Genomic DNA, 23,775 nt, shown 5'->3' with positions numbered 1-23,775 from the left:
ACCCGCTTGTTGCGGTTTCCGACGCTCGTGTTGAGGCTGCGCTTGGTGGCGTTGCTCTCGAAACTGGCGTCCCCAAGGGGATTCGAACCCCTGTACTCACCGTGAAAGGGTGATGTCCTAGGCCTCTAGACGATGGGGACTGAGACTTGCTCGCTACGTCATGTACATTTCGTGTCGCGAGGGGCGCGATTATAGCGCCCTTTTTTCGCGATGGGAAGCCCCTGTTTATTCTCCCTCGCAAATCGTCAAACGGCGCGCGCATCGCATAGCCGTATTTGCCAAGACAGGCGGCAGGGGCATGGCCACGCATGCAGTCCATGCGGGATCGCCTGCGTCTCGCGTTGGCTCTCGCACCGACTCTCGACACCACTGCCATGCCGACCCACTCCCATCCAGCCGGCCGCCTGATCGGCCCCACCGCCATCGGCGCCTTCGCGCTGCTGCTGGTGTGGTTCGGCTTTGCCACGCTGCCGGCCGCGGCCGCGCTCATCATCGGCGGCGCGGCGTTCGCGATGACCGGCCGGCGCACGTCCGCGCGCCTTCAATCGGCCTGGTCCCCATGCGCGTCATTGGCGCCGCCGCTCGCGCATGGGGCCGTCGGCGTCGATGCTGCCGCCCGCGCTAAGCGGCCCATCGACGTTGACCGGCCCGTTGACCAGCATGTTGCCTTCCACCACCAAGGGCCCGTGCACGGTGAGCGGGCCGTGAAACACCTTTTGCCGCCCTGCGCCAGGCGGCTGTCCATAGACCGGTGGGCGATTGGCAAACCAGGCCGCGGTCAGCGGGCCGTGCGCAAGGACGCTGCCATCCACGGTCAGCGTGCCATGGACGGTGAGGGGGCCTTCCACCACCAGCGAGCCGCCGATGGTGAGCGGCCCGGATTCCACCGGCTGCCCATGCGCCGCCACGGCTAGCCACAGGGATGCCGCCAGGATTGCGCGGGCCTGCCGGGCAATTTGCGATCTCATGACACCTCCCAAGGTGCGCGGCGCGTTTGCCGCAAGCAACTTCCAACTTAGCGCGCGCGGCGCATAGGTGCAAGCCGCGCTCCGCGCCCTGTTCTTTTGCGGTGCGATCTGCCACCATTGCGCCCCCTTCATTTCACGGCTCCCGATGAGCGCATCTACGTAATGGCTTCCAGCAAAGCACACCACGCCACCGGATGGGCGGCAGGCCTGATCGCCGCCGCGGTGGTCGCCCAGTCCGGTGCCGGCGGCCCGTATCACATGTCCGCGGTGCTTGCCTTTTTCGCGGGCGTGGCCGGCGGCGGCGCGCCCGACTGGCTGGAGGTTGCCTGGTGGTCCAGGTCCCGCCGGCTGTGGATCACGCACCGTACCTGGACGCACTGGGGCATCGCCTGGCTGGCGCTGCTGGTGTTCGCGCACCGCGCCCTGGGCGCGCATGCGCTGGCCGCGCCGGCATTCGGGTTTGCCTGTGGCGGGCTGATGCACTTGCTGGCCGATTGGCCCAACCCACTCGGCGTGCCCTGGATTCTCGGGCGGCATTCGCTGAACTGGTGGAAGAGCGGACGATGCGACCTGCTGGTGGTTGCGGCCTCGTGGATGGGCGCACTGGCGTTGTCGCGCCACGTCTGGTTCCACGGCACGCACGGGCTGGACCTGTTCCAGTACTTGCGGGCCTGGCACCTGCGGGTTTGAATGGCTGGGCGCAAGCGCCCGCACAAAAAAAGAGGCGGCCACAAGGGGCCGCCGATCGGGAATGTCGAGGGAGGCAATTCCCTCACAGAAGGCTAACGGCGCGCCAAAGTGCCAAATGAACCCCACCGACGTGGGGTGATGGCTTCGGCATATCGGGAAGTGGCCGATGGCCGGCTTCAAGCCTCCAGGCAGGTCTGCGCCGTGCCGGGCTGGCTCGCGTCCGCAGCATGCTGCCTTTGCCGGCACACTGCCGCCACCAGTTCGTCATGCGCGGCGTCGAGCCACGCGGTGCGATGGCGCACAGGGTCTCGCGGGGAGAGTGCGTCGACGCTGACCTCGCGCAGGAAGTACTTCACCATGCTGCCCGCGCGCGCGGGCACGGGCAGCATGCCCAGCAGTTGCCGGCGCTGCAGCAGGCCGCGGTCGACGGCATGGCCCAGCGCGGCCCACGCAGTGCGCCCCAGCGCCAGGTAGAGCGCCTGGTCATCCATCTGCCTGAGCGCGCCGAGGAACAGGTTCTCGAACACCCTGCGCAGCATCGGCACCGCCATCAGCTCTTCCAGGTCGCCATCGAAAGCCAGGCCGCGCCGCGTGGTGGCATAGGGCAGCAAGGCCAGCGGCTGCAGCCGCTCGAAACCATCATCCCAAAGCGATACGGCGTCGGGCAGCCCGACCAGTTGCGCGATGCCGAAATGATCCAGCATGCGAATCAGGTTGGGCCGCACGAGCGGGCCGCCAAGTTCCACGCGCCGTTTGTTCTCGCGCTGGATGGTGCGCCCGGGCGCATGCCGCTGCAGCAGGCTCTCGGTCAGCTCCGCCGCCAGCTGCACGTGGGTGTGCCCGGGCGTGGTGCTCACCAATATCAGCCGAGCGCGCTCATGGCTGTGCTCGAACGGCACGTAGCACATCGCGTAGATGCCATCGCGAGCCACCAGCACTGGTTTGTCGATCACGGCCGTTGCCGCTGCGCGCCGGATGCGTGCGCAGTACTCTTCCAGGTAATTCGCCAAAATGTCCCCGCCTCACCACGATTTCTCTCTGGTACAGCCGCCCTGTAACCGGGCTTACCTTTGCTAGCATGGTAGGCGGCGGCCGGGCGGCAGGCAAAGCGGGCGGTGCCGTTTCCTGCCTGTGGCAACACAGGGTGTGTGGGCCAGCGAACCAACCGTGCGGGTACACCATCCCAATGATGGATGGACGCAACCGGGCTACCCGGGCATTCGTGGCGAGTTCATGGCGAATATCGGATCGAAGGTTTGAAGGCGGGCGCGGCGATCAGTGCGCGGCATCGTGCTGGCCAATGGCAGGGCGCGCCGCGGTGCGTGGCCGCGCCGAGGCGATCAGCAGCGCGGCGGTGGCAACAAATGCAGGCAGCGAGAGCAGGCCGAAGATCTTGCCGAAGCTCCATCCCAATCCCAGGATCTGCGCGCCCAGCAGCGCGCCGACGATGCCGCCAAAGCGCCCAATGCCCAGCATCCAGGCCACGCCGGTGGCCCGGCATTGCGTGGGATAGAAGCCGGCGGCCAGCGTGGGCATCGAGGATTGCGCGCCGTTCATGCAGGTGCCGGCGGCAAACACCAGTATGCCGAGCAGGAACACGTCCCCGGCGCCGTGGCCCACTGCATAGACCAGCGCGCCAGTCAGTGCGTAGGTGCCGGCCACGATGCGCCACGGATGGCCGCGGTCCATCAGCCAGCCCACGGTCAGCGTACCGATGCCGCCGCCCAGCGGGAAGAGCGCGGTGATGAGCGCGGCCTTCTCGATGGGGTAGCCCGCGTCGGCGAACAGCGTCGGCAGCCAGCTCGTCAGCAGGTAGAAGATCAGCAGCCCCATGAAGTACGTTGTCCACAGCAACACGGTGCCGGTGCGGAACTGCGGCATCAGGATGGTGCGCAGCGAGGAAGCGCCGGTAGGCGCGGCCTCTTGCACGTGAAAGTGCTCGTCTGCGCGCAGCACGCCCGGGTGCACCTTGGACAACGCGGCGGCGATGCGCGCGTCCGGGGCCTTGCGCGCCACCAGGAAACGCACGGACTCCGGCAGGAAGAGGATCAGCAGCACGGCCAGCAGCAGCGGCGCTACGCCGCCCACCAGCAGGACCGAATGCCAGCCATAGTGCGGAATCAGCCAGGCCGCGGCAAAACCCCCGGCCGAGGAGCCCAGCGTAAAACCGCAGAACATGGCGTTGACCGCCAGCGAGCGGCGCCGCGTGGGCGCGTACTCCGACATCAGCGTGACTGCATTCGGCATGGCCGCGCCCAGGCCAAGGCCGGTCAGGAATCGCAGGACGGTGAGCGCTTCGAGCGAGCTCGAGAAGGCCGATGCCACACTCCAGCCGCCGAAGCACAGCACCGAGCCGACCAGCACGCCCTTGCGGCCAAAGCGGTCGGCCAGCGGCCCCGCCACCAGCGCGCCGGCAGCCAGGCCGAACAAGGCCGCGCTCATCACCGGCCCGAGATGGGCGCGGCTGACGCCCCATTCCTTGGCCAGCATCGGCGCGATAAAACCGATCGCCGCGGTGTCGAAGCCATCGGCCGCGACAATCAGGAAGCACAGGATCAGGATGATCCACTGGAAGCGCGAGAACGGCTGGCTGTCGATGAACTGCTGGACGTCGATGCCGGCGCCGGGATGGCGCGCACGGTCAGGGGAGGCGGCCGGCTGGCCGCTGGTTGGGGGCGTCATGGTGCGGGTCTCCTGCTATGCCGCTCGTTGGCGGCGAATGCTCTGGTTTTCTTGGTATCTCAAGGCGTGCCGCATGGCCGCGCGCGTATTGAGCGGTTTCAATACGGCAGGCCGACGTAGTTCTCCGCCAGCGACATCTGGGCGGCGTGCGAGCCAGTGAGGTAGTCCAGCTCGGCTTGCTGGATGCGCAGCGCGAAGTCATCGGCATCGGGGAAGCGATGCAAGAGCGATGTCATCCACCACGAGAAGCGCTCCGCCTTCCAGACCCGGCACAGGCATTTCTGCGAGTACGCGTCCAGCTCGCTGGCATCGTCGTGCAGGTAGCGCGCGATCAGGCCGTCGGCCAGGTAGAGGACATCGCTGGCGGCCAGGTTCAGTCCCTTGGCGCCGGTCGGTGGCACGATATGCGCGGCGTCGCCTGCCAGGAACAGGTTGCCGAAGCGCATCGGCTCGCACACAAAGCTGCGCAGCGGCGCGATGCTTTTTTCGATGCTCGCGCCCGTCACCAGCGCCTCGGCGGCGCCGGCGTCGAGCCGGCTGCGCAGCTCGTCCCAGAAGCGTTGATCGGACCAGTCCTCGACCCGTTCGTCGGCGCTCACCTGCACGTAATAGCGGCTACGCGTGAGCGAGCGCATGCTGCACAGCGCGAAACCGCGCTCGTGGCTCGCGTAGATGAGTTCATCCGCCACCGGCGGCGTGTCGGCGAGCACGCCGAGCCAGCCGAAGGGATAGACCCGCTCGAAGATGCGCTTGGACGGCTCGGGCACGCTGCGCCGCGTGACGCCATGAAAGCCGTCGCAGCCAGCGATGAAATCGCAGCGCAGTTCGTGCTGCTGGCCGTCCTTGCGATACCGCACCACGGGCGTGGCCGTATCGAAATCGTGCACGCTGACATCTTGCGCGTCGTAGATGGTGACGGCATTGCCGGCTTGCCGGGCAGCCATCAGGTCGCGCGTGACTTCAGTCTGGCCGTAGACCGTGACCGAGCGGCCAATCAACGCGTGGAAGTCGATGTGGTGGCGCTTGCCGCCATAGGACAGTTCGATGCCATGGTGGACCAGGCCGTCGTGCTGCAGCCGCTGCGCCACGCCAGCGCGCTCCAGCGCATCGGCGGTCACGCTTTCAAGGATGCCGGCGCGGATACGGCCAAGGATGTAGTCGGGGCTGCGTTGCTCGACGATAACCGCATCGATGCCCGCTTTTGCGAGTAGCTGCCCGAGCAGCAAGCCGGCGGGGCCGGCGCCGATGATGGCGACTTGTGTGCGCATCGCGTGTCTCCTGGTGCGGGATGGGGATTGTTATTGAACGTAACTATTGAACGTAACAATAGCGGCGCCAGGGACGGGAGGGAATAGACGGAACGAACCATCAACAGGACAAAACGAACATCCGTATCTGGCGTGGAATATGCCGGAATATCCTGTCGATGTTGGGGAAAACCCTAGTTTTTGATTGAATTTGGCTGGAATTGTGATATTTGCCAGTGTGTGCGGCGACGCGTCCGAGGGCGCCATCCGCGCGCGACGGCCTTCACATTCCGTACATGCGCGCCGCGCTTCAACGGCCCGAGCGTTGTTCCTTGCGGCAAGCCTTGCAGATGTGTTCAAGGCCGTCCCGGCGGCGTGTGTCCCGCGCGAAGAATTCGCCGTCAGCCGGCCAGTGCTCTGCGCAGTGGCGGCACAGCTTGAGCAGGCCGATATCGGACATCAGGACGTCGGCGCAGGCAACGTTCGCCCGTGCGGCGCGAGCACGGCGCGCGGGGCTCGTGCGCGGTGCTGGCGTGTCTTGCATGGCGCCTGCGGTGAGGGCGCCGTGGCTCTCGCGCGGCATGGCGGCGTGATCGTACATGGTCTCTCCTTGCCTTCGGAATGGGGAAATGGGGAAATGAGGAAAATGGGCCAGTGATGATTGGGGTGCGCAGCCGGATCCGGCCGCGCCGCTGAAATACCCCGTTACGAAATGGCGTGTGGCCGAGGGTCCGATAGCCCGGTGAATCGGTGGCAGAGCGGTGAGATGCCTGCCCGCGCGCTGTTGTGGCTTACTGGGACAACATGCCCGCGCAGGCCATCAGCAGCCATCCGATGGCGGTACATCCGCCCAGCCAGCCGAGCAGTACCAACGCGATGGTGGACCACTTCATCGGGGCCGCCGCGCTTGTGCGGCAGGAAGCTGGCTTGCGTGAGAAAGGGAGCGGCTCATGCGTACTTTCCTTGGAATGGCAAGACAAGGCTTGCTCAAGGGGCGCAGCTTAGCGATCCTGTGACTTCAATGTATGTCCGGGTTGTAAGGAAATGTGCACGCGCAGATGTGCCGCGCCCCGGCATCGCCTGCGAACGCCTTTACCGCCTTTACCGCCTTTGCCGCCCGGGCCCGCTACGGCAACGCGCGAGGCAAGCGCCCGGGAAGGCGTCTTCCCGGGCGGCCGGGGGGCGTTCGCGCGGGCAATCAGGAGCCTGCCTATAATGCCGGATCCGACACCCAGCTCGCCGCGCACGGCGCCAAGGCCAGCCATGACGATCCTGCTCGATACCTCCATTTCGCACACACTGGATACCCTGATTGAGCGCATCGCGGCGATGCCCGGCGTACGTGCGCAAGCCTGGGTCTTCGACGACCTCGCCACGCGCCGCGCGGCCGAGCAGCGGCTTGCCGCCGCTGGCGTGCAGGCGTCGATCCACAGCGCCTACAAGCCGCTGCTGCATTTCTTCCTCGATGCGTTGGCGCTGGAACACGACGGCGGAGATCTCGCCGCCGCGGGCGAGATCTCCGTGCGCCTGCCCGCGGCCACAACGGTGGCACAGTCGCAGCGCTTCCGGCTCGAAACCTATCCGCTCGCCGGCATGCTGCCGCAAGGCAGCCTGCGCCTGAGCGACGGCGACGACGAAGGCCACTATGTCGTCGAACTGGACGGCATCGCCCACCGTGTGTTCGTGCCGCTCGCGGCGTCTGGCGCGCCGTGCGGGTGGCTGCGTCTGTCGCGCGACGGCGCCGTGCTGGAGGACGGCCCGCTCGCCACCGAGTACGAACTGGCATTCGCCGCAGCCATGGATGCGATCCGCGGCCATGCCTGGGGCCGGCAGGGACCCTATTTCGATGTGCTTCGCATCGCCATCGACACGGGCGGCATCGAGCGCCGGCTGTCCTACCAGGACGAATGCATCAGTACGCGCGAGGCCCTGCACGAGGACCTGTATTTCTCCATTCTGGAGTTCTTCCAGGATCGCGCTGGCTTGCCGCGCGGCGATCGCACCTTGCAGCCCGGCCAGATCGTGCCCGAGATCCGCCACGCGGAGGGTGCCACGCGGGTGCGGGTGGCATTGTTGCCGCATCCACGTGTTGCCGCTGCAACGCCGGCCGATGCGGCTGCGGCCCCTCTGTCCCCGATTGCGCTCGCCGGGCTCTCGCAGCCCCTGACGCCGGAGGAGGCCGCCGTCGAGATGCATGCCCTGGGCGGCAAGCGCTTCAGCGTGCTTTCCACGCAAGGGCGCGTGGTCCACGGCACCCACATCGAAGGCGCGCTGCCCGGGCTGGTGATTTCCGGTGGCCAGCATGCCAACGAAACGTCCGGCGTGGTGGGGGCGCTGCGTGCGGCGCAGGCGCTCAAGCAGCGCCCGCACGCGCACTTTGCCCTGATCGCCTTGGAGAACCCGGACGGCGCAGCCTTGCATGTGCGGTTGCGCGAGAACAATCCGCGCCATATGTCGCATGCCGCGCGTTACACCGCGTTGGGCGACGACCTGGAGGCACGCACGGCGCCGCCCTTCGTGGAGAAAGCGGCCCGGCTGGAAGCCATCGAGCGCACCGGCGCCGGCTTGCACATGAGCCTGCACGGCTACCCCGCCCACGAATGGACGCGGCCACTCACCGGCTACGTGCCGCCGGGCTTCGAGACCTGGACCATTCCCAAGGGCTTCTTCCTGATCCTGCGTCACCACGCCGGGCGCGATGGCATGGCGTTCATGCAGGCGCTGACCGCGCAATTGGCGGCTTCGCCGGATCTGGCCGCGTTCAATGCCCGCCAGCTGGCGACCTGGGGCAGCCACGCCGGCGAGGTGCCGTTCCCGGTGCTAAACGGCATTCCCTGCATGATCTTCGAGGATGCCCGGTCAACGGTGCCGTTCACGCTGGTCACCGAATTCCCCGACCAGACGGTTTATGGCGATGCGTTTCGCCTGGCGCACACCACCCAGATGCGGGCGGTGCTGGCGGCGGCGGAGCTGTATTGGGCGGGTCTGCTGGGTTGACGGGGCGCGCGGCGGGCCGTTAGTGGATCAGTGGATCGTGCGTGTCACCTTGGCGTGCGGCACCTCTGCCGCCGTCGTGCTTTCAGGCGTTGCGCCTTCGTCCTGCTCGATCATGGTGGCCGCGAGGCTGAGCGCAGCCTGCATCTCTTCGTGCGACAGGCCGGAAGATAGCGCAAGCCGCACCGCCAGGGACGCCAGTCGGGCAACTTCATAACTCGGGATGCTCATCTCAGCTCCTTGTCCTTGTGTCAATGCTTGTGTCAACGCCATGGCAAGCCCTGCCGCGCCAGGCGGCAGGGGCGCTGGCGCGCCATATCGGCAGATTTGGCCGCTCGCGCATGCTTGCGCCGACGCCTGTCACTCTCCAGTATGGTTCACGGAGAGCTTTGCCGCCTGAAGAGAATCCAGCAATGCAGCATAGTCTCAGGCGGGCAGGAAGCCTTCCACGGTGAGATAGCGCTCGCCGGTGTCGTAGTTGAAGCCCAGCACGGTGGCGCCGGCCGGCAGGTCCGGCAGCTTCTGCGCGATCGCGGCCAGGGTGGCGCCAGACGAAATGCCCACCAGCATGCCCTCCTCGCGCGCGGCGCGGCGCGCCATTTCGCGCGCCGGCTCGGCGTCGACCTGGATCACGCCATCGAGCAGGACAGTATCCAGGTTGCGGGGAATGAAGCCGGCGCCGATGCCCTGGATCGGGTGGGGCGCGGGCGCACCGCCGGAAATGACCGGCGAGGCGACCGGCTCGACGGCATAGACCTTCAGCGCGGGCCACTTTTGCTTGAGCACGCGGGCGCAGCCGGTGATATGGCCGCCCGTGCCCACGCCGGTGATCAGGGCATCGATGCCCTGCGGGAAGTCCGCCAGGATCTCCAGCGCGGTGGTATTGACGTGGACCTCGATATTGGCGGGGTTCTCGAACTGCTGCGGCATCCAGGCGCCCGGCGTGGCCGCCACCAGCTCCTCGGCGCGGGCGATGGCGCCCTTCATGCCCTTTTCGCGCGGGGTCAGGTCGAAGGTGGCGCCATAGGCCAGCATCAGGCGGCGGCGTTCCACGGACATGCTGTCCGGCATCACCAGCACCAGCTTGTAGCCCTTGACCGCCGCCACCATGGCCAGGCCGATCCCGGTATTGCCCGAGGTGGGCTCGATGATGGTGCCGCCCGGCTTGAGCACGCCGGATTGCTCGGCCGCCTCGACCATCGACAGCGCGATGCGGTCCTTGATGGAGCCTCCCGGGTTGGCGCGCTCGGACTTGATCCAGACCTGATGGGTGTCGCCAAAGAGCCGCTGGACACGGATATGGGGCGTATTGCCAATGGTCTGCAGGATGTTGTCGGCCTTCATTTAGGATATCCAGGAATGGTTTCGAACCGGACTAGCAAACGGGTCCGGACAAGCATGCACTGGAGGATTTTAGCGGGCGACGCGTCGGCAATGCGATTTTGCCGTCATATTGGCGCGCCAGCGCCTAGTGGCAGGCCTCGGTGCGCGTGGGCAGGCAGCGCTCAGGCGCCGGCAGCGCTGCCAGCTCGGAGGCGAGCACGACCCGGCTCCGGCCACGCCGCTTGGCTTCATACAAGGCGCGGTCCGCGCTGCCAAACAGCGCGTCCCAGGTGGCCGCCCCACCGTCCTCGCGCTCGCGGATCTGCGCAACGCCGACGCTGGCGCTGGCGAACCCGCCAAGCTCCTTGGGCAATGCGATGGCGCGGATGCCGCGCAGGATGCGGTTGGCCAGCAGGAGGGCCTCGGCTTCGGTGGTATGCGGGCAAAGCACGCAGAACTCCTCGCCGCCGTAGCGGCCCGCGAGGTCCGCGCCGCGGTGCGTTTCCTTCAGGACGCGGCCGATCTGCTGCAGGATGCGGTCGCCGGCGCGGTGGCCGCTGCTGTCGTTGATGTACTTGAAACGGTCGATGTCGATCACCAGGCAGCTCAGCGCATGGCCGTGGCGGTTGAATTCGGCGGCCAGCACCATCGCCGCGCCATCCACGGCACCGCGGTTCAGCAGCCCCGTCAATGCATCGAGGCGTGCCTGCTTCTCCTGCTCGGTCAGCATGGCTTCCATGGTCATCAGCGTGAAGCCCGCCAGGCCAGCAAGGATCGCGACAAAAGCGGGCAGCAGCCGCAGCAGGAGCAAGGCTTCGGCACTCAGGGCTGGTACGGGGGCACTGGCTTGCAGCACCACATACAGTCCGCAGCATTGCGCCAGCAGTTGCAGGCCGCATGCGGCAAGCACCAGCGGGCGGCTGCGGCGGGTCAGCGCAAGCGGGCGCTGCAGCAGGCGGGCCAGGGTGAAGCAGGCGGTGATGGCGGCTACCACGTAACCGGTGGCTTCAGCCAGGCGGCTGCCGTTGTCCAGGGCGGCGGCGGCCAGTACAGCAGAGATGGCAAGCACGCCCGCAGTGAGCGGCACGGGTGCCGAAGGGCGGTCGCCGGTCAGCGATACGCCGCGATAGATCAGCAACTGGGCGGCCACGCCCAGGGCGGGCGCCACCAGCAGGAACCATGCGGGCCCGCCGCTCGCGTCGATCACCAACAGGCCAGCGGCGCAGGCCAGCACCTGGCCGGCGACCCATGCGCGGCCTACGGCGCTCTGGCGCAAAGCCAGCATCAAGGCAGCGAGGATGATTTGCGTGGCGGTGAACAGGACAAGCAGTGCCATCACGGCAGTGCCCTCATCTGACTGCATGAGATCCCCATCGAGTTCGGCGCAGCATCGCTGCGCAGGAGTTTGCCTTAGAAGGTGGGTTCGCGCGTATCGCGTATTGCGTGGAGCCCGTGCGTGAGCCAGCTCGTGACTTGCGGCATTCCCGAATGCGGCGTCCGGCCGGTGCTTGTCCGGGTCCATTCCTGCCGAGGTGAAGATGTTTTTTTGTTTGAGAAAATTCTACACAGCGCCGCGCTGGAAGTGCCCCGTATTCGCTGTGCGTGACAATTGTTGACATTGGGCTCAAAGGGCGTGACCTACCATTCGCTTCGCTTGCTGCGCCGGTCGCAACGAACCGTTGTATTCCGGCCCTAGCTATCGCGCGATTCCTTATTTTCGTCACCTCAGAGCACAACGGCGTCGAGTTCACGCCGCGTACTGTGATACTTTGTCGATTCGGAAAACTACAAAAATGCGGAAAGTACCGAGGCAACAATCCACTTGCCGGGCACCAAAACCCTGGGCGCGACCCGATCCGGCGGCTTCCGTCTCAGCGCGCCTTCGCAGCGTTCGAAACCCGGGAATTGGCACTAGCCAGCCTTTGTGATACCGGCATGCATTTGCACCAGTGCCTATTCCCTAGTCCTAAATGCTTATATGCACGATGAAGCGCATGCCTCAGAATTCTCGCCCGTAGTGCTTGAATCGGCACTTTGAGTTTGACCTGCGGGGGACTGCCTGAGAGATCGGGCAGCGCAGGTGGAAGTAGATGGGATCAGCCATACCCGGAATGCATCGTCTGGCGGCGTCAAGCGCGACCAGCATGTTGGCGGCAAGCCGAGCGAGTTCTTCCGGGACTATAAAAATATGCAGAAAATAGGGGTCAACAAGTGAGTTTGTTGCGATTGGACGGTGTCACGCGCCGCGTGGCAGGCCTGCGTCAAGCCAGCCGGGGCGCGCCGATGACAAAGGCCTGGCTTGGCGCACTGCTGGCCGTGTTTGCAGCCTGGCTGTGCCCGGCGCAGGCGCAGGCACTGGCCACCACCGGCTCTCGCGCCCCGAACATCGTCTTCCACTATGGCAGCAAGCCGCCGGTGGACGCTCTGCAGGCGTTCGATATCGCTGTGGTCGAGCCCGACAGCGGCTTCGATCCGCGCACCGCCGCCACGCCCAATACGCAATGGTTCTCCTACGTCAGCATTGGCGAGGTCGCACCGTCGCGCGCCTACCTGAAAGACATTCCCAAGGCCTGGCTGATCGGCAACAACGACGCCTGGGGCGCTCGCGTGGTCGATCAGGCCGCCGAGGGCTGGCCCGCTTTCTACGTGGAAAAGGTCATCGCCCCGCTGTGGCAGCGCGGCTATCGCGGCTTTTTCCTCGACACGCTCGACTCCTACCAGCTCAAAGCCAAGACGGACGTCGAGCGCGCCCGCCAGGAGGCCGGCATGGTGGCGGTGATCCGCGCCATCAAGGCACGCTATCCCGAGGCCAAGCTGATCTTCAACCGCGGCTTCGAGATCCTGCCGCAGGTCAACCAGTTGGCGTACGCGGTCGCGTTTGAATCGCTGTACCGCGGCTGGGACCAAGGCGGCAAGCGCTACACGGAAGTGAGCGAGGCTGATCGCAACTGGCTGCTCGGGCAGGTCCGGACGATCCGCGAGCAGTACCACCTGCCGGTGATCTCGATCGATTACTGCCCGCCCGCCGACCGCAAGTGCGCGCGCGACACCGCCGCGCAGATCCGCGCGCTGGACATCATCCCTTACGTGGCTGACCCCGGTCTGCAGACGGTTGGGATCGGCAACATTGAGGTGATGCCGCGCCGGGTGCTGGTGGTGCAGGATCGTCCGCCAGGCGTTTCGCTGGACAGTTCCAAGGGCGTGCGCTATGTGTCCACACCCTTGAATTACCTGGGCTATCGCGTGGACTTCGCCGACGTCGGCCAGCCGCTGCCGGAACTCGGCGCCGACCGCTACGCCGGTGTGGTGCTGTGGTTGAGCGGACCTGAGAGCGGCAAGGGCACGCGCCTGTACGACTGGGTGGAGAAGCAGATCGGGCGAGGCATGCCGATCGCCTTCCTCAACGACTTCGGCGCGCCGGTCAAAGGGCGGGTTGCCAGCATGCTGCAACTGCAGCCGGCCACCGGCGAAGCCAAGGGGCGCGTCGAGGTGCTGACGCAGGATCCGATGATGGGCTTCGAGGTGCCGGTATCGCCGGACCGTCTGCGTGCCGTGCCGGTGCGTGCGGGTGAGGGATCGAGAACGCTGCTGCGCTTGCGCGCCGGCGCGCTGACCTACGACGCCGCGGCGATCACGCCGTGGGGCGGCTACGTATTGGGCCCGTACGCGGTGATGGCCGATTTTCGCGACCAGGACAACGACCGCTGGGTGGTGCAGCCGATCTCCTTCTTGCGCGAAGCGCTGCGCCTGCCGGCCATGCCGGTGCCCGACGTGACCACCGAGAACGGCCGGCGCCTGCTCACCATCCACATCGACGGCGACGGTTTTGCTTCGCGCGCCGAGATTCCAGGCGGCGGCTACTCCGGCGAAGTGCTATTCCGCGAGATCTTCGACCGCTACCGCCTGCCGATGACCATGTCGGTCATCGAAGGGGAGGTCGGCGCAAGTGGCTTGTATCCCAAGCTGACGCCACAGCTCGAGCCGATCGCGCGCAAGATCTTCGCCCAGCCCTACGTGGAGATCGCTTCCCACACGTACTCGCACCCCTTCGTCTGGTCGCGCGCGGTGGTGAGCGACTCGGCCGATGCGGCCGCGCAGGCCGATGCCCGCGAATACTACATGCCCATTCCCGGCTACAAGGTGAGCCTGCAGCGCGAGATCGCGGGTTCCATCGACTATATCAACCGCACGCTGGCGCCAGCCGGCAAGCCAGTCAAGATGGTGCTGTGGCCCGGTGACACGCAGGTGCCAGCCGAGGCGATCAGGCAGGCCGACGCCGCCGGGGTGCTGAACCTCAATGGCGGCGATACCATCATCACGAAGAGTAATTCGAGCTGGACCGCGATCTCCCCCATCGGCGTGAACAAGGCCGACGACGCCTTCCAGGTGTTCGCGCCCAACCAGAACGAGAATGTCTACACCAATCTCTGGCACGGGCCTTACTACGGCTTCGAACGCGTGATCGAGACCTTTGATCTGACCGACCGGCCATTGCGCTTCAAGTCGGTCAATATCTACTACCACAGCTACTCCGGCACCAAGGCGGCCTCGCTCAAGGCACTGCGCAAGGTCTATGACTACGTGCTGAGCCAGCCGCTGATGCCGGTGCATGCCACCGACTACGTGCGCAAGGTGATCGACTGGCAAGGCATGGCGGTGGCGCGCGAGCTTGGCGGCGAAGGCACGCAACCCACCACGTGGATTGTGCGCGGCGATGGCAACCTGCGTAACGTGCGCTGGACCGGCGCGGGCGTGCCCGACGTGGCCGGTTCACAAGGCGTGACCGGCACCTCTGAGGCGCCCGGCGGCGGTATCTACGTGCACCTGGCCGATGGGGCTTCGCGCATCGTGATGCGCGCCGCCAACGCCGCGGCCGCGCCCGGCGGCCCCGAGATCGCCGAGGCCAACGGCTTTGTGCGGGACTGGCAGCGCACGGGCCAGGGCGGCGCGCAGCGCATCCGCTTTGCATTCAGTGGCTACACCAAGCCTTTCTTCCGCCTCGCAGGCGCGGATCATTGCCGGGTCGCCATCGATGGCAAGCCCGTGCAGGGCGTGCGGGAGCGCGGCACGCTGCGTTTCGATACCACACCCGTTTCCAATCCCGACAATGCCAAGCAAAGCGTCGAAATCACCTGCGCCGCCTGAGCGCGAGCGGCTGTTGCCGCCAGCGTTCGTGCTGACCTTCGCCGCCATGGTCGGGATTGGCCTGGCGCTGATGTTTCCGCGCGAGACCTTGCGCGAGCGCCTGCTGGGCGAAGGCCGCGCAGTCGACGGCCTGAGCGTGGCCTACCTGGAAGCCTGGTTGCGTGCCACGCCAGAGGACAGCGATTTCATGGCCGTGCTAGCCGAGCAATATGCGCGTACCGGCCGCCTGGAAGAAGCCGAACACATGGTGGGCCGGCTTGAGGCACGCTACGCCGCCAGCATGCAGGGGCCGGTGCGCAATCGCAGTGCCGCCGACGCCGAATTGCCCAACCAGATCCTGCGCACCCGCATCGAGATCACGCAGCAGCGCGCTTTTGCCGCGTTGCCGGACACGCCGGAGCGCAAGCAATACATCGAACTGCTCAGCAGGATGCTCGACCAGGCACTGCCGATGGAGTGGGAGCGCGCCGACCTGGAAGAGCTTGCCACCACCGCGCGCGCGATCAATGCGCTCAAGCCGGCGCAGCAGTTCTACCTTGCCCTGGCCAAGCGCGATCCCGCGCGCGCCGAGCTGTGGAACGCGCAGGCTGCTTCGGCGGCGCTGGCTGGCGGCGACTACCGGCAAGCGGCCGATGCGCTGTTCGCCGCGCAGGCACGCGCCGCCGATCCGGCCGAGCAGCGCCGGCTCTTCATGGCCGCGCTCAAGACGCTGCAGTCGGGCAACGAGCTGGACAAGGCGCTGGACCAGGCCGAGCAACACGGCGGCAAGCTGCTGGATAACGCCGAAGTACTGCGCTACCTGACCAGGCTGGCGCTGGCCGCCAACCGGCCCGAGCTGGCCGCGCGCTACGTGCAGCGTCTGCTGCGCCTGCCGCCGAGCATGCAGCCCGTGCCGGACGGCGCGTCGCTGCGACGCGCCGAAGTGCGCCGCGTGGCCGCCGCCCAGCCATGGGCCGCGCAAGGCGTGGTCTTCCTCGACGGTCCGCGTGGCCTGGCCTTGCACCGCGCCATGGGCGAAGCCGCGATGCCGCACCTGCGCCGCGTGGCCGATAGCGCCGGCGCCGGCGCGGCGCCCGCGGCCGAGCGGSCCTTCAATGCTGACGACTACGAACTCGCTTTCCAGGTCTTCCTGGCCGCCGGCAAGCTCGACGACGCCCAGCGCGTCGCCGAGGCCGCGGTGCGGCGCCAGCCCGGCGAGGCGCGCTGGCGCGAACGCCTGGCCCAGGTCGCGGAATGGAACCGCCAGCCCGCGGTAGCGCTCAAGAGCTGGCTCGAATATGCCCAGGCCACCAACGACGAAACCGCCTGGAAGGCCGTGCTGCGCCTGGCCCCCGGATTGAACGACGATCGCGCCTACCTGGCCGCGTTGCGCCATCGTGCCGGCAGCGGCGACCTTGCCACCGTCGACCAGGTGGTTGCTGCCTACGAACGGCTGGGCGAGCCTGAGCAAGGCCTGGCCTTCCTGCAAAGCCTGAGCCATGGCCCCAACGCGCGCCAGATCATGGAGCGCCAGGCGGAGCTGGCCGAGCGCGCCGGCAAGGATGACCGCGCCCTCGCGCTCTACACCGAGCTGCAGCAGCGCTTTGGCCCGCGTCCGCAGTACGCGCTCAAGCAGGCCAGCCTGCTCTATGTGCGCGGCAAGCTGGCCGATGCGCTGCAGGCCATGGTGCCGTCCATGCGCACCGCGCGTTCCACTGACATCGAGTACTGGCGCACCCTCACCGAACTGGCGCGCCTGAACCAGCGCGGCGACCTGCTCGAGCAGGGCTACCGGCAGCTGATACTGGCCATGGCCGGGAAGCACGACGATCATTGCATGGCCATGCCCGCCGGCTCCGGCCGTAATGCCTGCCTGGGGGAAGTACGCGATACCGAGGAAGCGGATTTCTCGAACCTGATCGACTTCTACGACAGTTCGCCCATCGATGCCGGGCGGATTGCCGAGGCCAGCTGGCGCAAGGGCGGCAAGCCCGTGGCTCTGGAACTCGCCATCAATTACTACACCCGCGCGCGGGCATACGGCCGCGTGGCCAACCTGTTGCAAGGCCTGAGCGCTGACCAGTTGAAGCTGGCGGAGCACTCCAGCCGCTTCCTGGCCCTGCGCGCCGAATACCAGCGCGTGCGCGGCGAGCGCGTACTGGCCCTGGCCGACCTGCGCCGTGCCGCCAGCCTGCCCGATGCCGACAGCGAGACGCTGGCCGCGCTGATGTGGGCGCTGGTCGATCTCGGCTCGGATACTGAAGTGCGCGCCCTGATGCTGCGCCTGAAGCGCGAGGCCGAAGACAATCCGGACCTGTGGGGTGCCTTTGCCGCCGGCAGCATGCGTTTCGAGGACGGCCGCGCCGCCCTGCATTACCTGCGCAAGATGGCCGACGGCAAGAGCGCCGATCCGCTCTGGCTGGGGCTTGCCGCGGATGCCTGCGACGCCATCGGCCAGGCCAGCACCGCCTGGCGCCTGCGACGCCAGGCCTGGGTCGACCTGCACAGCGATCGCTTCGCGGCCGCGCGCCGCACCTCGGATCCCCGCAGCATGGATCCGGCAGCCGGCGAAGAAGATGCGCAGGGCGGCCCCGCGCCTGCCGAGCTGCGCCGCCAGACCGTGGCGCTTGGCCAGATCTTTGCGTCGGGCGATGTATCGCGGCGCCTGGTGATCGAAATGCTGCGCGACGACCGTGGCGTGATGGCGGGCAGCGACGGCGCCAACCGGAGGGGCCCGGCCGATCCGGCTTCGCGCCTGGGCGAGATACCCGGCTTGCCGCCGCTCGATGCCGAGGTGCCGGCCGGCATGGCGCAGCGCGAAGCGCGCCAGCAGGCCGTGGTCTCGTCAGCCGCCAAGGAAGTGGCGCTGGCCTGGGCGCTGTCGACCGAATCCAATGAACTGGCGCGCGCCTGGCTGGCTCGCCAATATGCGCGCCAGCTGCTGCGTCCGGCCTATGCCGAGATCACGCTGGCGCTGGCCAACCAGGACCTGGCCGAACTCGATCGCATGCTGGAACGCCATGCCGGCCGCATTCCGGCGGACAGCCAGATCGAGGCCAACGTGCAGCTCGACCGGCTCGGTGCCGCGCAAACTCTGGCTTACGAGACCCAGGATCTCACGCGTACCAGCGACGCGCTGCAGGAGACCCTGCAAGACACGCTGCTGTTCGATGCGCAGGCCATCGAGCCGCGCGTGACGTACCAGCGCCAGAATCCGCTGAGCTTTTTCGACTACAGCCTGGGCGGCGGCGTGCGTCTCTGGGACGGCTATGACCTCAACCTGCGCGGCGCCTGGCGCACCCAGCGCAGCCTGGACCCGGCCCAGCTGACCGGGGTGCCTTCGTCCGACCGGCGTGGCGAGCTGTCGCTTGGCTACCGCGACCAGCACCTGCGCTGGCGGCTCGGCGTGGGACGGCGCGACGGCCTGGACAGCGTGACCACCGCGCGCTTTACCGGCGAGTGGCGCGAGAGCAGCCGGCTGAGCGTTACCACGCTGGCCGGCCTCAACCAGAGCGCCGACGAATCGGCGCCGCTGCGGGTCGGCGGCGTCAAGGACGTGCTGGGGCTGGGCGCGACCTACAATTTCGGCCGGCGCGAATTCGTGGGCGGGCGTATCGAGTACGACCGCTTCCGCGGCCAGGACGGCTCGCAACTGGGCCACGGGATGGTGTACGACCTGGAGCTGGGTTACCGCATCCGTACTGCCTACCCGGACTACACTGTGCGCCTGGTCGGTACCCACGCGAGCTACAACGTGCGCGGCGGCACGCTCGGCAGCAAGCTGGCGACGCTGGTGCCCACCGACGCCCAAGCGACGCCCGGGTTCTACATGCCGCAAGGCTTCACGCAGGCTGGCGTGACGTTCGGATTCGGTACCGAGCTGATCGACGACTACACGCGCAAGTGGCGTCCTTTTGCCGAAATCGGCCTGCTGCACGATACCCGGGCCGGGCAGAACTTCCGGGCGCAACTGGGCCTGGCCGGCAAGGTGCTGGGCAACGATCACCTGTCCATGTATGTGCAGCACGAAACCGCGGCGCGCAATGGCGGCACGCCGCTGACCCAGGTGGGGGCTCGCTACAAGTGGCTATTTTAATTCGGGCGGGCACGCCAGTGCCGGTTCACTGTACGCAATCGAGAAGGGGAGAGAGTCATGGAAACAACTAGCAGGAAGCAGTACCGCACGGCACGACTGCTGGGCTGGTGCGGTGCGCTGGGCGCAGCCCTTTGGCTGGCCGGATGCGCGGTGATCGATGTGGGCCGCGCACCCGCGCTGCCCGCCGGCGAATCGCTGGCGGTCCTGCCCATCGTCAACTACACGGAGACGCCGCAGGCGGGTTTGCGCGCCGAGGCCATCGCGGAAAGCCTGCTGAAGACCGGCGGCATTGCCAACGTCAAGCGCTATCCGGCCAACCTGAACCCGGAAACGCTGTTCGAGCCGGCGGAGCGCGAGTCGGTGGGCAAGGCGCTTGAGTGGGCACGTACCCAGAAGATGCGCTACGCCCTCACCGGCGCGGTGCAGGAATGGCGCTACAAGGTCGGCGTGGATGGCGAACCCGCCGTGGGCATCTCCCTGCAACTGCTGGACGTGAGCACCGGCGAAGTGGTGTGGTCCGCCACCGGTAGCGACAGCGGCTGGAGCCGTGAGTCGCTGTCCGGTACCGCGCAAAAGTTGCTGCGCCGCCTGCTGGCGCCGCTGCGCCAGGGTTGAACCGCGGGAGAGCATGATCGTGGCCAAGACAGCCGACAAGATGCGGGAAGGACAGGGCATTGGCGCGGGCGGCCGCTATTTGCGGTTGCTTGCGCCCGCCACGAGCGGACCGGTCTCTGTGGTCGAGCTGGTGGTGACGATGGCGCTGGCGATGGGACTGGGATACCTGCTCCTGCCCAACAACCCCCTGCTGCTGGGCCTGGGCTTTCCCTGGGCATGGCTGCTGCCGGTCATCCTGGCGCTGCGCTACGGCACGCTGATTGGCGTGGGCAGCGTGCTGATGATGCTGGGCGGCTGGTTCTTCTTCCACCAGATCGGTGCGCAGCCGGGTGAATTCCCGCGCCTGTTCTTCCTGGGCGGGCTGCTCATGGTGCTGGTTGCCGGGCAGTTCGGCGATGTCTGGGGCACGAGGCTGGCGCGCGCGCGCGCCGTCAACCGCTACCTGGAAGAGCGCCTTGCGGCCCTGACCAAGAACCACTACCTGCTGCGCGTGTCCCATGCGCGGCTGGAGAACGACCTGCTGGCCAAGCCCACCACGCTGCGCGACACGCTGTCGCAAATGCGGGCGGTGACGCTGGAAGACGCCGCGCCGGGCGGCGTGCTGGTGGGCGCGCGCCCCATGCTGCAAGTGGTGGCGCAGGCGTGCCAGCTCGAAGCGGCAGCGCTCTATGCTGTCGATGGCGAGACGGTATCCGTCACGGCGTCGGCGCAGATCGGCCCGGCATTCGCGTTCGATCCGGACGACGTGCTGGTGCGCCACTGCCTGGAGACGGGCCAGCTGGCGCACCTGCAGGCCGACGGATTGTCGCGCCAGTCGCCGGACCATCCGCAGACCCGCTACGTGGCGGTGGCGCCGGTGCTGTCCGGGGCCGACAAGCTGGTGGGCCTGCTGGTAGTCGAGCGCATGCCGTTCCTGTCGCTCAGCTACGAGAACCTCCAGTTGCTGATGGTGCTGATGGGCTACTACGCCGATGGCGTCGAGCACGCCGTGTCCACGCGTGCCATCGCGGCCGCGATTCCCGGCTGCCCTTACGACTTCGCCCTGGACTACGCCCGCCTGTCCCGCCTGCGCCGCGACAGCGGCATCGACAGCACGATCGTGGCGCTGGTGTTTGATCTCGACGAATCGCGCGATGCGCTGTTCGACCAGGTCATCCGTAGCCGCCGCGCGCTCGACGTGGCCTGGCCGCTGACCAGCGCGCACCAGCGTGCCCTGCTTACCTTGATGCCGCTGTCGGGCAACGAGGCGGCCTCGGCCTACCTGGTGCGTATCGAAGACATGCTGCGAGCCCAGTTCGGCACCGATTTCGAAGCGGCGCGCATTGGCGTGCATACGCTGGCCGTGCCTGCCAACGCGCCGGTGGAGCCGTTGATCCGCCTGCTGCATCGCTGCCATGTGGATGTCCAGCCGGCGCCGGTACCGGTGCCGGTGGCACTTGGCGAGGCTGGCCGTGGGTAAGCTAGGCATCGGCGGCATCGCCGCGCAAATCGCCGCCCTGGCGCTGCTGGCTCGGGCCGGTAACAGCACCGCGTTGCTGCTGACCTTCCTGATGATGCAGGGGCTCGCCGCGGCGATGATCGCGATGGTGCTGTGGCGCCTGCTGCCCCGGCGCTTTCGCGTGCCGTTCGCGTGGAGCTATGGCTACCTGTTCGCATTCTGCTTCCTGGTGCCGCTGGCCGGCGGCATGGTCTGCGTCGGCAGCCTGCTGATCGCGCGCCTCTTCCCGGGGCGCCGTCCCACGGCCGGCATTGGCCTGGTCGGGCTGCCGGTGTTCGTCACCCACCTGATCTCGCGCGTGACCCACGGCGGCGGCGCGCGCCTGCGCGCCCAGCTGGGCAACACGCGCGCGCCGTTGCCCGAGCGCATGACCGCGCTGGTGGCCATGCAGTCGATGCCGGCGCGCACCTCCAGCCCGGTGCTGCGCGACCTGCTGGCCGACAGCGCCGACGACGTGCGCCTGCTGGCCTACGGCATGCTGGACGGCGCGGAGAAGCAACTGACGCAGAAAATCCTTGTCGAGCTGCCGCGCCTGGAAGCCGCGCAGGACGATCGCGAGCGTGGCGAGATCCACAAGCGCCTGGCCGACCTGTACTGGGAACTGATCTACCAGAACCTGGTGCAAGGCGACGTCTATCGCTACACCGCGGACCAGGTGGAGCGCCACGCGCGCGCCGCGCTGGAGGTCGACGCCGACCAGGCCGGCTTGTGGTACATGCGTGGCCGCCTGGCCCTGACCCGCGACGAGCCCGCGCAAGCGCGCGGGTGGCTGGAGCAGGCCGAGGCGCTTGGCTTCGCGCGCGAGCGCACGCTGCCGCTGCTGGCCGAAGCCGCCTATCTGGAGCGCGACTACGCCGCCGTGCGCACCATCTTGCTGTCATTCGACAGCCCATCGCCGCTGCCACTGGTACGGCCCCTGCTGCGTTACTGGCAATCATGAGCGATACCCCTTTGCCCCGCGCCGACTCGGCCGATGTGGCCCTGCTGCTGGAGGGCACCTTTCCGTATGTGAGCGGCGGGGTGTCGAGCTGGGTCAACCAGATGATCCGGGCATTTCCGGAGGTCCGCTTCGCCATCGTCTTCATCGGCAGCCGCCGCGAAGATTACGGCAACATGGTCTACGCGCTGCCCGACAACGTCGTGCACCTGGAAACGCATTTTCTCTACGATTTCCCGCCGCCGCCGTTGGTGCATGGCAGCGACGGCGACCCCGTCACCTTCGCCGCCTCGGCGCAGTTGCACGAGGTGCTGCGCCAGCCTGGCCGCGAGCAGGAAGCCGGCGAGCTGATCCGCGAGCTGATGCCCGAGCTGACCGATGGCGGCAGCTTGTCGGAAGACGCGTTCCTCTACAGCCGCAACGCGTGGCGGACCATCACCGAGCAGTACCGCCAGTACTGCACGGACCCGTCCTTCACCGATTACTTCTGGACCGTGCGCATCATGCACAAGCCCCTGTGGCAGCTCGCGCGCATTGCCGAGGGGCTGATCCCGGCCCAGGTCTACCACACGGTGTCCACCGGCTATGCCGGCTTCCTCGGCGCCATGCTGCACTACCGCACGGGACGCCCCTTGCTGGTGTCCGAGCATGGCATCTATACCAAGGAACGCAAGATCGACCTGTTCCAGAGCCAGTGGATCCGCGACAACCGCAACGTGTTCGAGCGCGACATCTCGCAGATCAGCTATTTCCGCGAGCTGTGGGTGCGCTTCTTTGAAACGCTGGGCCGCGTCTGCTATGACGCCGGCGACACCATCGTCGCGCTCTACGAAGGCAACCGCCTGCGCCAGGTCACGGACGGTGCCCGCGCCGAGCGGACCCGCAATATTCCCAACGGCATCAACCTGCCGCGGCTGGCCGCGCTGCGCGCGCTGCGCGCACCCGGCGTGCCGCCGGTGCTGTGCCTGATCGGCCGCGTGGTGCCGATCAAGGATATCAAGACCTTTATCCGCGCCATGCTGACCGTGGTGCGGCAATACCCCGATGCCCAAGGCTGGATCGCCGGCCCGGAGGACGAAGATCCGGAATACGCGCGGGAATGCCGCAGCCTGGCCGAAAGCCTGGGCCTCGCCGACAAGGTGAAGTTCCTGGGCTTCCAGCGCATCGATGAACTGCTGCCCAAGGTGGGCGTGCTGGTGCTCAGCTCCATCAGCGAGGCATTGCCGCTGGTGGTGCTGGAAGGCTTTGCCGCCGGCGTGCCGTGCGTGACCACCGATGTCGGCTCGTGCCGGCAACTGATCTTCGGCCTGCCCGGCGAGGATGCGGCGCTGGGCGCGGCGGGCGACGTGGTGCGCATTGCCGACCCGGCCGCGCTGGCCGAGAAGGCGATCGGCCTGCTAGGTTCGCCCGATGCATGGCATGCCGCGCAGCAGGCGGGCATCCGGCGCGTGGAGCGGTATTACACGCAGGAGATGATGGTGGGTAGCTACCGTGATCTCTACACGCGCCTGATGGCGCAGCCTCGGGTGGAATCGTCCCCAGGCGGATCTCCCGCCAGGGCGGCGCAGGCCGCGGGCTGCCCTATGAAGGGAGGTCGCTGA

General features: G+C 67.4%; 16 protein-coding genes and 1 tRNA gene. 8 read left to right on the top strand and 9 right to left on the bottom strand.

What is annotated here, in order from left to right; genetic code table 11:
• Positions 1-64: 64 nt before the first annotated feature.
• Positions 65-140: transfer RNA gene (locus tag AB4061_RS18115), tRNA-Glu, on the bottom strand.
• Between the two features lie 426 nt (positions 141-566).
• Positions 567-968 carry a hypothetical protein gene (locus AB4061_RS18110; RefSeq protein WP_441636129.1) on the bottom strand — a complete coding sequence of 134 codons (402 nt, stop codon included), beginning with the start codon at positions 966-968 and terminating at the stop codon, positions 567-569.
• 162 nt (positions 969-1,130) lie between these two features.
• Here AB4061_RS18110 and AB4061_RS18105 point away from each other — a divergent pair, with 162 nt between their 5' ends.
• Positions 1,131-1,658: a metal-dependent hydrolase gene (locus AB4061_RS18105; protein ID WP_441636127.1), complete on the top strand. Its 528-nt coding sequence runs from the start codon at positions 1,131-1,133 to the stop codon at positions 1,656-1,658.
• A gap of 176 nt (positions 1,659-1,834) precedes the next feature.
• Here AB4061_RS18105 and AB4061_RS18100 read toward each other — a convergent pair whose 3' ends face one another.
• The 4 genes from AB4061_RS18100 to AB4061_RS18085 form a co-directional block, all read right to left on the bottom strand.
• Positions 1,835-2,668, bottom strand: coding sequence for a hypothetical protein (locus tag AB4061_RS18100; RefSeq protein ID WP_441636125.1), 834 nt, complete (start codon positions 2,666-2,668; stop codon positions 1,835-1,837).
• Between the two features lie 265 nt (positions 2,669-2,933).
• Positions 2,934-4,340 carry an MFS transporter gene (locus AB4061_RS18095; RefSeq protein WP_441636123.1) on the bottom strand — a complete coding sequence of 469 codons (1,407 nt, stop codon included), beginning with the start codon at positions 4,338-4,340 and terminating at the stop codon, positions 2,934-2,936.
• Positions 4,341-4,438: 98 nt separating this feature from the next.
• Positions 4,439-5,608, bottom strand: a complete 1,170-nt coding sequence (gene pobA, locus AB4061_RS18090; RefSeq protein ID WP_441636121.1) for a 4-hydroxybenzoate 3-monooxygenase — start codon at positions 5,606-5,608, stop codon at positions 4,439-4,441.
• A gap of 289 nt (positions 5,609-5,897) precedes the next feature.
• Entirely contained in the window at positions 5,898-6,188 is a 291-nt protein-coding gene (locus AB4061_RS18085) for a hypothetical protein (RefSeq protein WP_441636119.1), read from the bottom strand.
• 662 nt (positions 6,189-6,850) lie between these two features.
• Between AB4061_RS18085 and AB4061_RS18080 the strand changes: the two genes are divergently transcribed.
• Positions 6,851-8,584 carry a hypothetical protein gene (locus AB4061_RS18080; RefSeq protein WP_441636259.1) on the top strand — a complete coding sequence of 578 codons (1,734 nt, stop codon included), beginning with the start codon at positions 6,851-6,853 and terminating at the stop codon, positions 8,582-8,584.
• 27 nt (positions 8,585-8,611) lie between these two features.
• Here AB4061_RS18080 and AB4061_RS18075 read toward each other — a convergent pair whose 3' ends face one another.
• From AB4061_RS18075 to AB4061_RS18065, 3 genes are all read right to left on the bottom strand, one after another.
• Positions 8,612-8,812: a hypothetical protein gene (locus AB4061_RS18075; RefSeq protein WP_441636114.1), complete on the bottom strand. Its 201-nt coding sequence runs from the start codon at positions 8,810-8,812 to the stop codon at positions 8,612-8,614.
• A gap of 195 nt (positions 8,813-9,007) precedes the next feature.
• Positions 9,008-9,925, bottom strand: a complete 918-nt coding sequence (gene cysK / locus AB4061_RS18070) for a cysteine synthase A (RefSeq protein WP_441636112.1) — start codon at positions 9,923-9,925, stop codon at positions 9,008-9,010.
• 124 nt (positions 9,926-10,049) lie between these two features.
• A complete protein-coding gene (locus tag AB4061_RS18065) occupies positions 10,050-11,267 on the bottom strand; it encodes a diguanylate cyclase (RefSeq protein WP_441636110.1) in 1,218 nt (405 codons plus the stop codon).
• Between the two features lie 920 nt (positions 11,268-12,187).
• On the opposite strand from AB4061_RS18065, the gene AB4061_RS18060 reads away from it, so the two are divergent.
• From AB4061_RS18060 to pelF, 6 genes are read left to right on the top strand one after another with little or no spacing between them, the layout of a single operon-like run.
• Positions 12,188-15,049: a bifunctional glycoside hydrolase 114/ polysaccharide deacetylase family protein gene (locus AB4061_RS18060; protein WP_441636108.1), complete on the top strand. Its 2,862-nt coding sequence runs from the start codon at positions 12,188-12,190 to the stop codon at positions 15,047-15,049.
• Positions 15,012-19,124: a tetratricopeptide repeat protein gene (locus AB4061_RS18055; protein ID WP_441636106.1), complete on the top strand. Its 4,113-nt coding sequence runs from the start codon at positions 15,012-15,014 to the stop codon at positions 19,122-19,124. The genes AB4061_RS18060 and AB4061_RS18055 overlap by 38 nt, the downstream gene beginning before the upstream one ends.
• A 57-nt stretch (positions 19,125-19,181) precedes the next feature.
• Positions 19,182-19,739 (top strand): penicillin-binding protein activator LpoB, encoded by a 558-nt coding sequence (locus AB4061_RS18050; RefSeq protein WP_441636104.1) that lies wholly within the window; start codon positions 19,182-19,184, stop codon positions 19,737-19,739.
• A 13-nt stretch (positions 19,740-19,752) separates the two neighbouring features.
• Positions 19,753-21,198, top strand: a complete 1,446-nt coding sequence (locus AB4061_RS18045; RefSeq protein ID WP_441636102.1) for a PelD GGDEF domain-containing protein — start codon at positions 19,753-19,755, stop codon at positions 21,196-21,198.
• Positions 21,191-22,177 carry a tetratricopeptide repeat protein gene (locus AB4061_RS18040; RefSeq protein ID WP_441636100.1) on the top strand — a complete coding sequence of 329 codons (987 nt, stop codon included), beginning with the start codon at positions 21,191-21,193 and terminating at the stop codon, positions 22,175-22,177. The genes AB4061_RS18045 and AB4061_RS18040 overlap by 8 nt, the downstream gene beginning before the upstream one ends.
• Entirely contained in the window at positions 22,174-23,775 is a 1,602-nt protein-coding gene (gene pelF, locus AB4061_RS18035; protein ID WP_441636098.1) for a GT4 family glycosyltransferase PelF, read from the top strand. Before AB4061_RS18040 ends, pelF begins: the two co-directional genes overlap by 4 nt.

The organism is Cupriavidus sp. YAF13, from assembly GCF_052113425.1.
Classification (GTDB): domain Bacteria; phylum Pseudomonadota; class Gammaproteobacteria; order Burkholderiales; family Burkholderiaceae; genus Cupriavidus.
This window is presented reverse-complemented; position numbering and strand designations above follow the sequence as displayed.

Bases quoted from the DNA above. Each gene is read 5' to 3' on its own strand.
- AB4061_RS18085 (WP_441636119.1), bottom strand. From the start codon at position 6,188: ATGTACGATCACGCCGCCATGCCGCGCGAGAGCCACGGCGCCCTCACC.
- pobA (WP_441636121.1), bottom strand. From the start codon at position 5,608: ATGCGCACACAAGTCGCCATCATCGGCGCCGGCCCCGCCGGCTTGCTG.
- AB4061_RS18080 (WP_441636259.1), top strand. From the start codon at position 6,851: ATGACGATCCTGCTCGATACCTCCATTTCGCACACACTGGATACCCTG.
- AB4061_RS18060 (WP_441636108.1), top strand. From the start codon at position 12,188: ATGACAAAGGCCTGGCTTGGCGCACTGCTGGCCGTGTTTGCAGCCTGG.
- pelF (WP_441636098.1), top strand. From the start codon at position 22,174: ATGAGCGATACCCCTTTGCCCCGCGCCGACTCGGCCGATGTGGCCCTG.
- AB4061_RS18105 (WP_441636127.1), top strand. From the start codon at position 1,131: ATGGCTTCCAGCAAAGCACACCACGCCACCGGATGGGCGGCAGGCCTG.
- AB4061_RS18110 (WP_441636129.1), bottom strand. From the start codon at position 968: ATGAGATCGCAAATTGCCCGGCAGGCCCGCGCAATCCTGGCGGCATCC.
- AB4061_RS18045 (WP_441636102.1), top strand. From the start codon at position 19,753: ATGATCGTGGCCAAGACAGCCGACAAGATGCGGGAAGGACAGGGCATT.
- AB4061_RS18095 (WP_441636123.1), bottom strand. From the start codon at position 4,340: ATGACGCCCCCAACCAGCGGCCAGCCGGCCGCCTCCCCTGACCGTGCG.
- cysK (WP_441636112.1), bottom strand. From the start codon at position 9,925: ATGAAGGCCGACAACATCCTGCAGACCATTGGCAATACGCCCCATATC.
- AB4061_RS18075 (WP_441636114.1), bottom strand. From the start codon at position 8,812: ATGAGCATCCCGAGTTATGAAGTTGCCCGACTGGCGTCCCTGGCGGTG.
- AB4061_RS18050 (WP_441636104.1), top strand. From the start codon at position 19,182: ATGGAAACAACTAGCAGGAAGCAGTACCGCACGGCACGACTGCTGGGC.
- AB4061_RS18065 (WP_441636110.1), bottom strand. From the start codon at position 11,267: ATGCAGTCAGATGAGGGCACTGCCGTGATGGCACTGCTTGTCCTGTTC.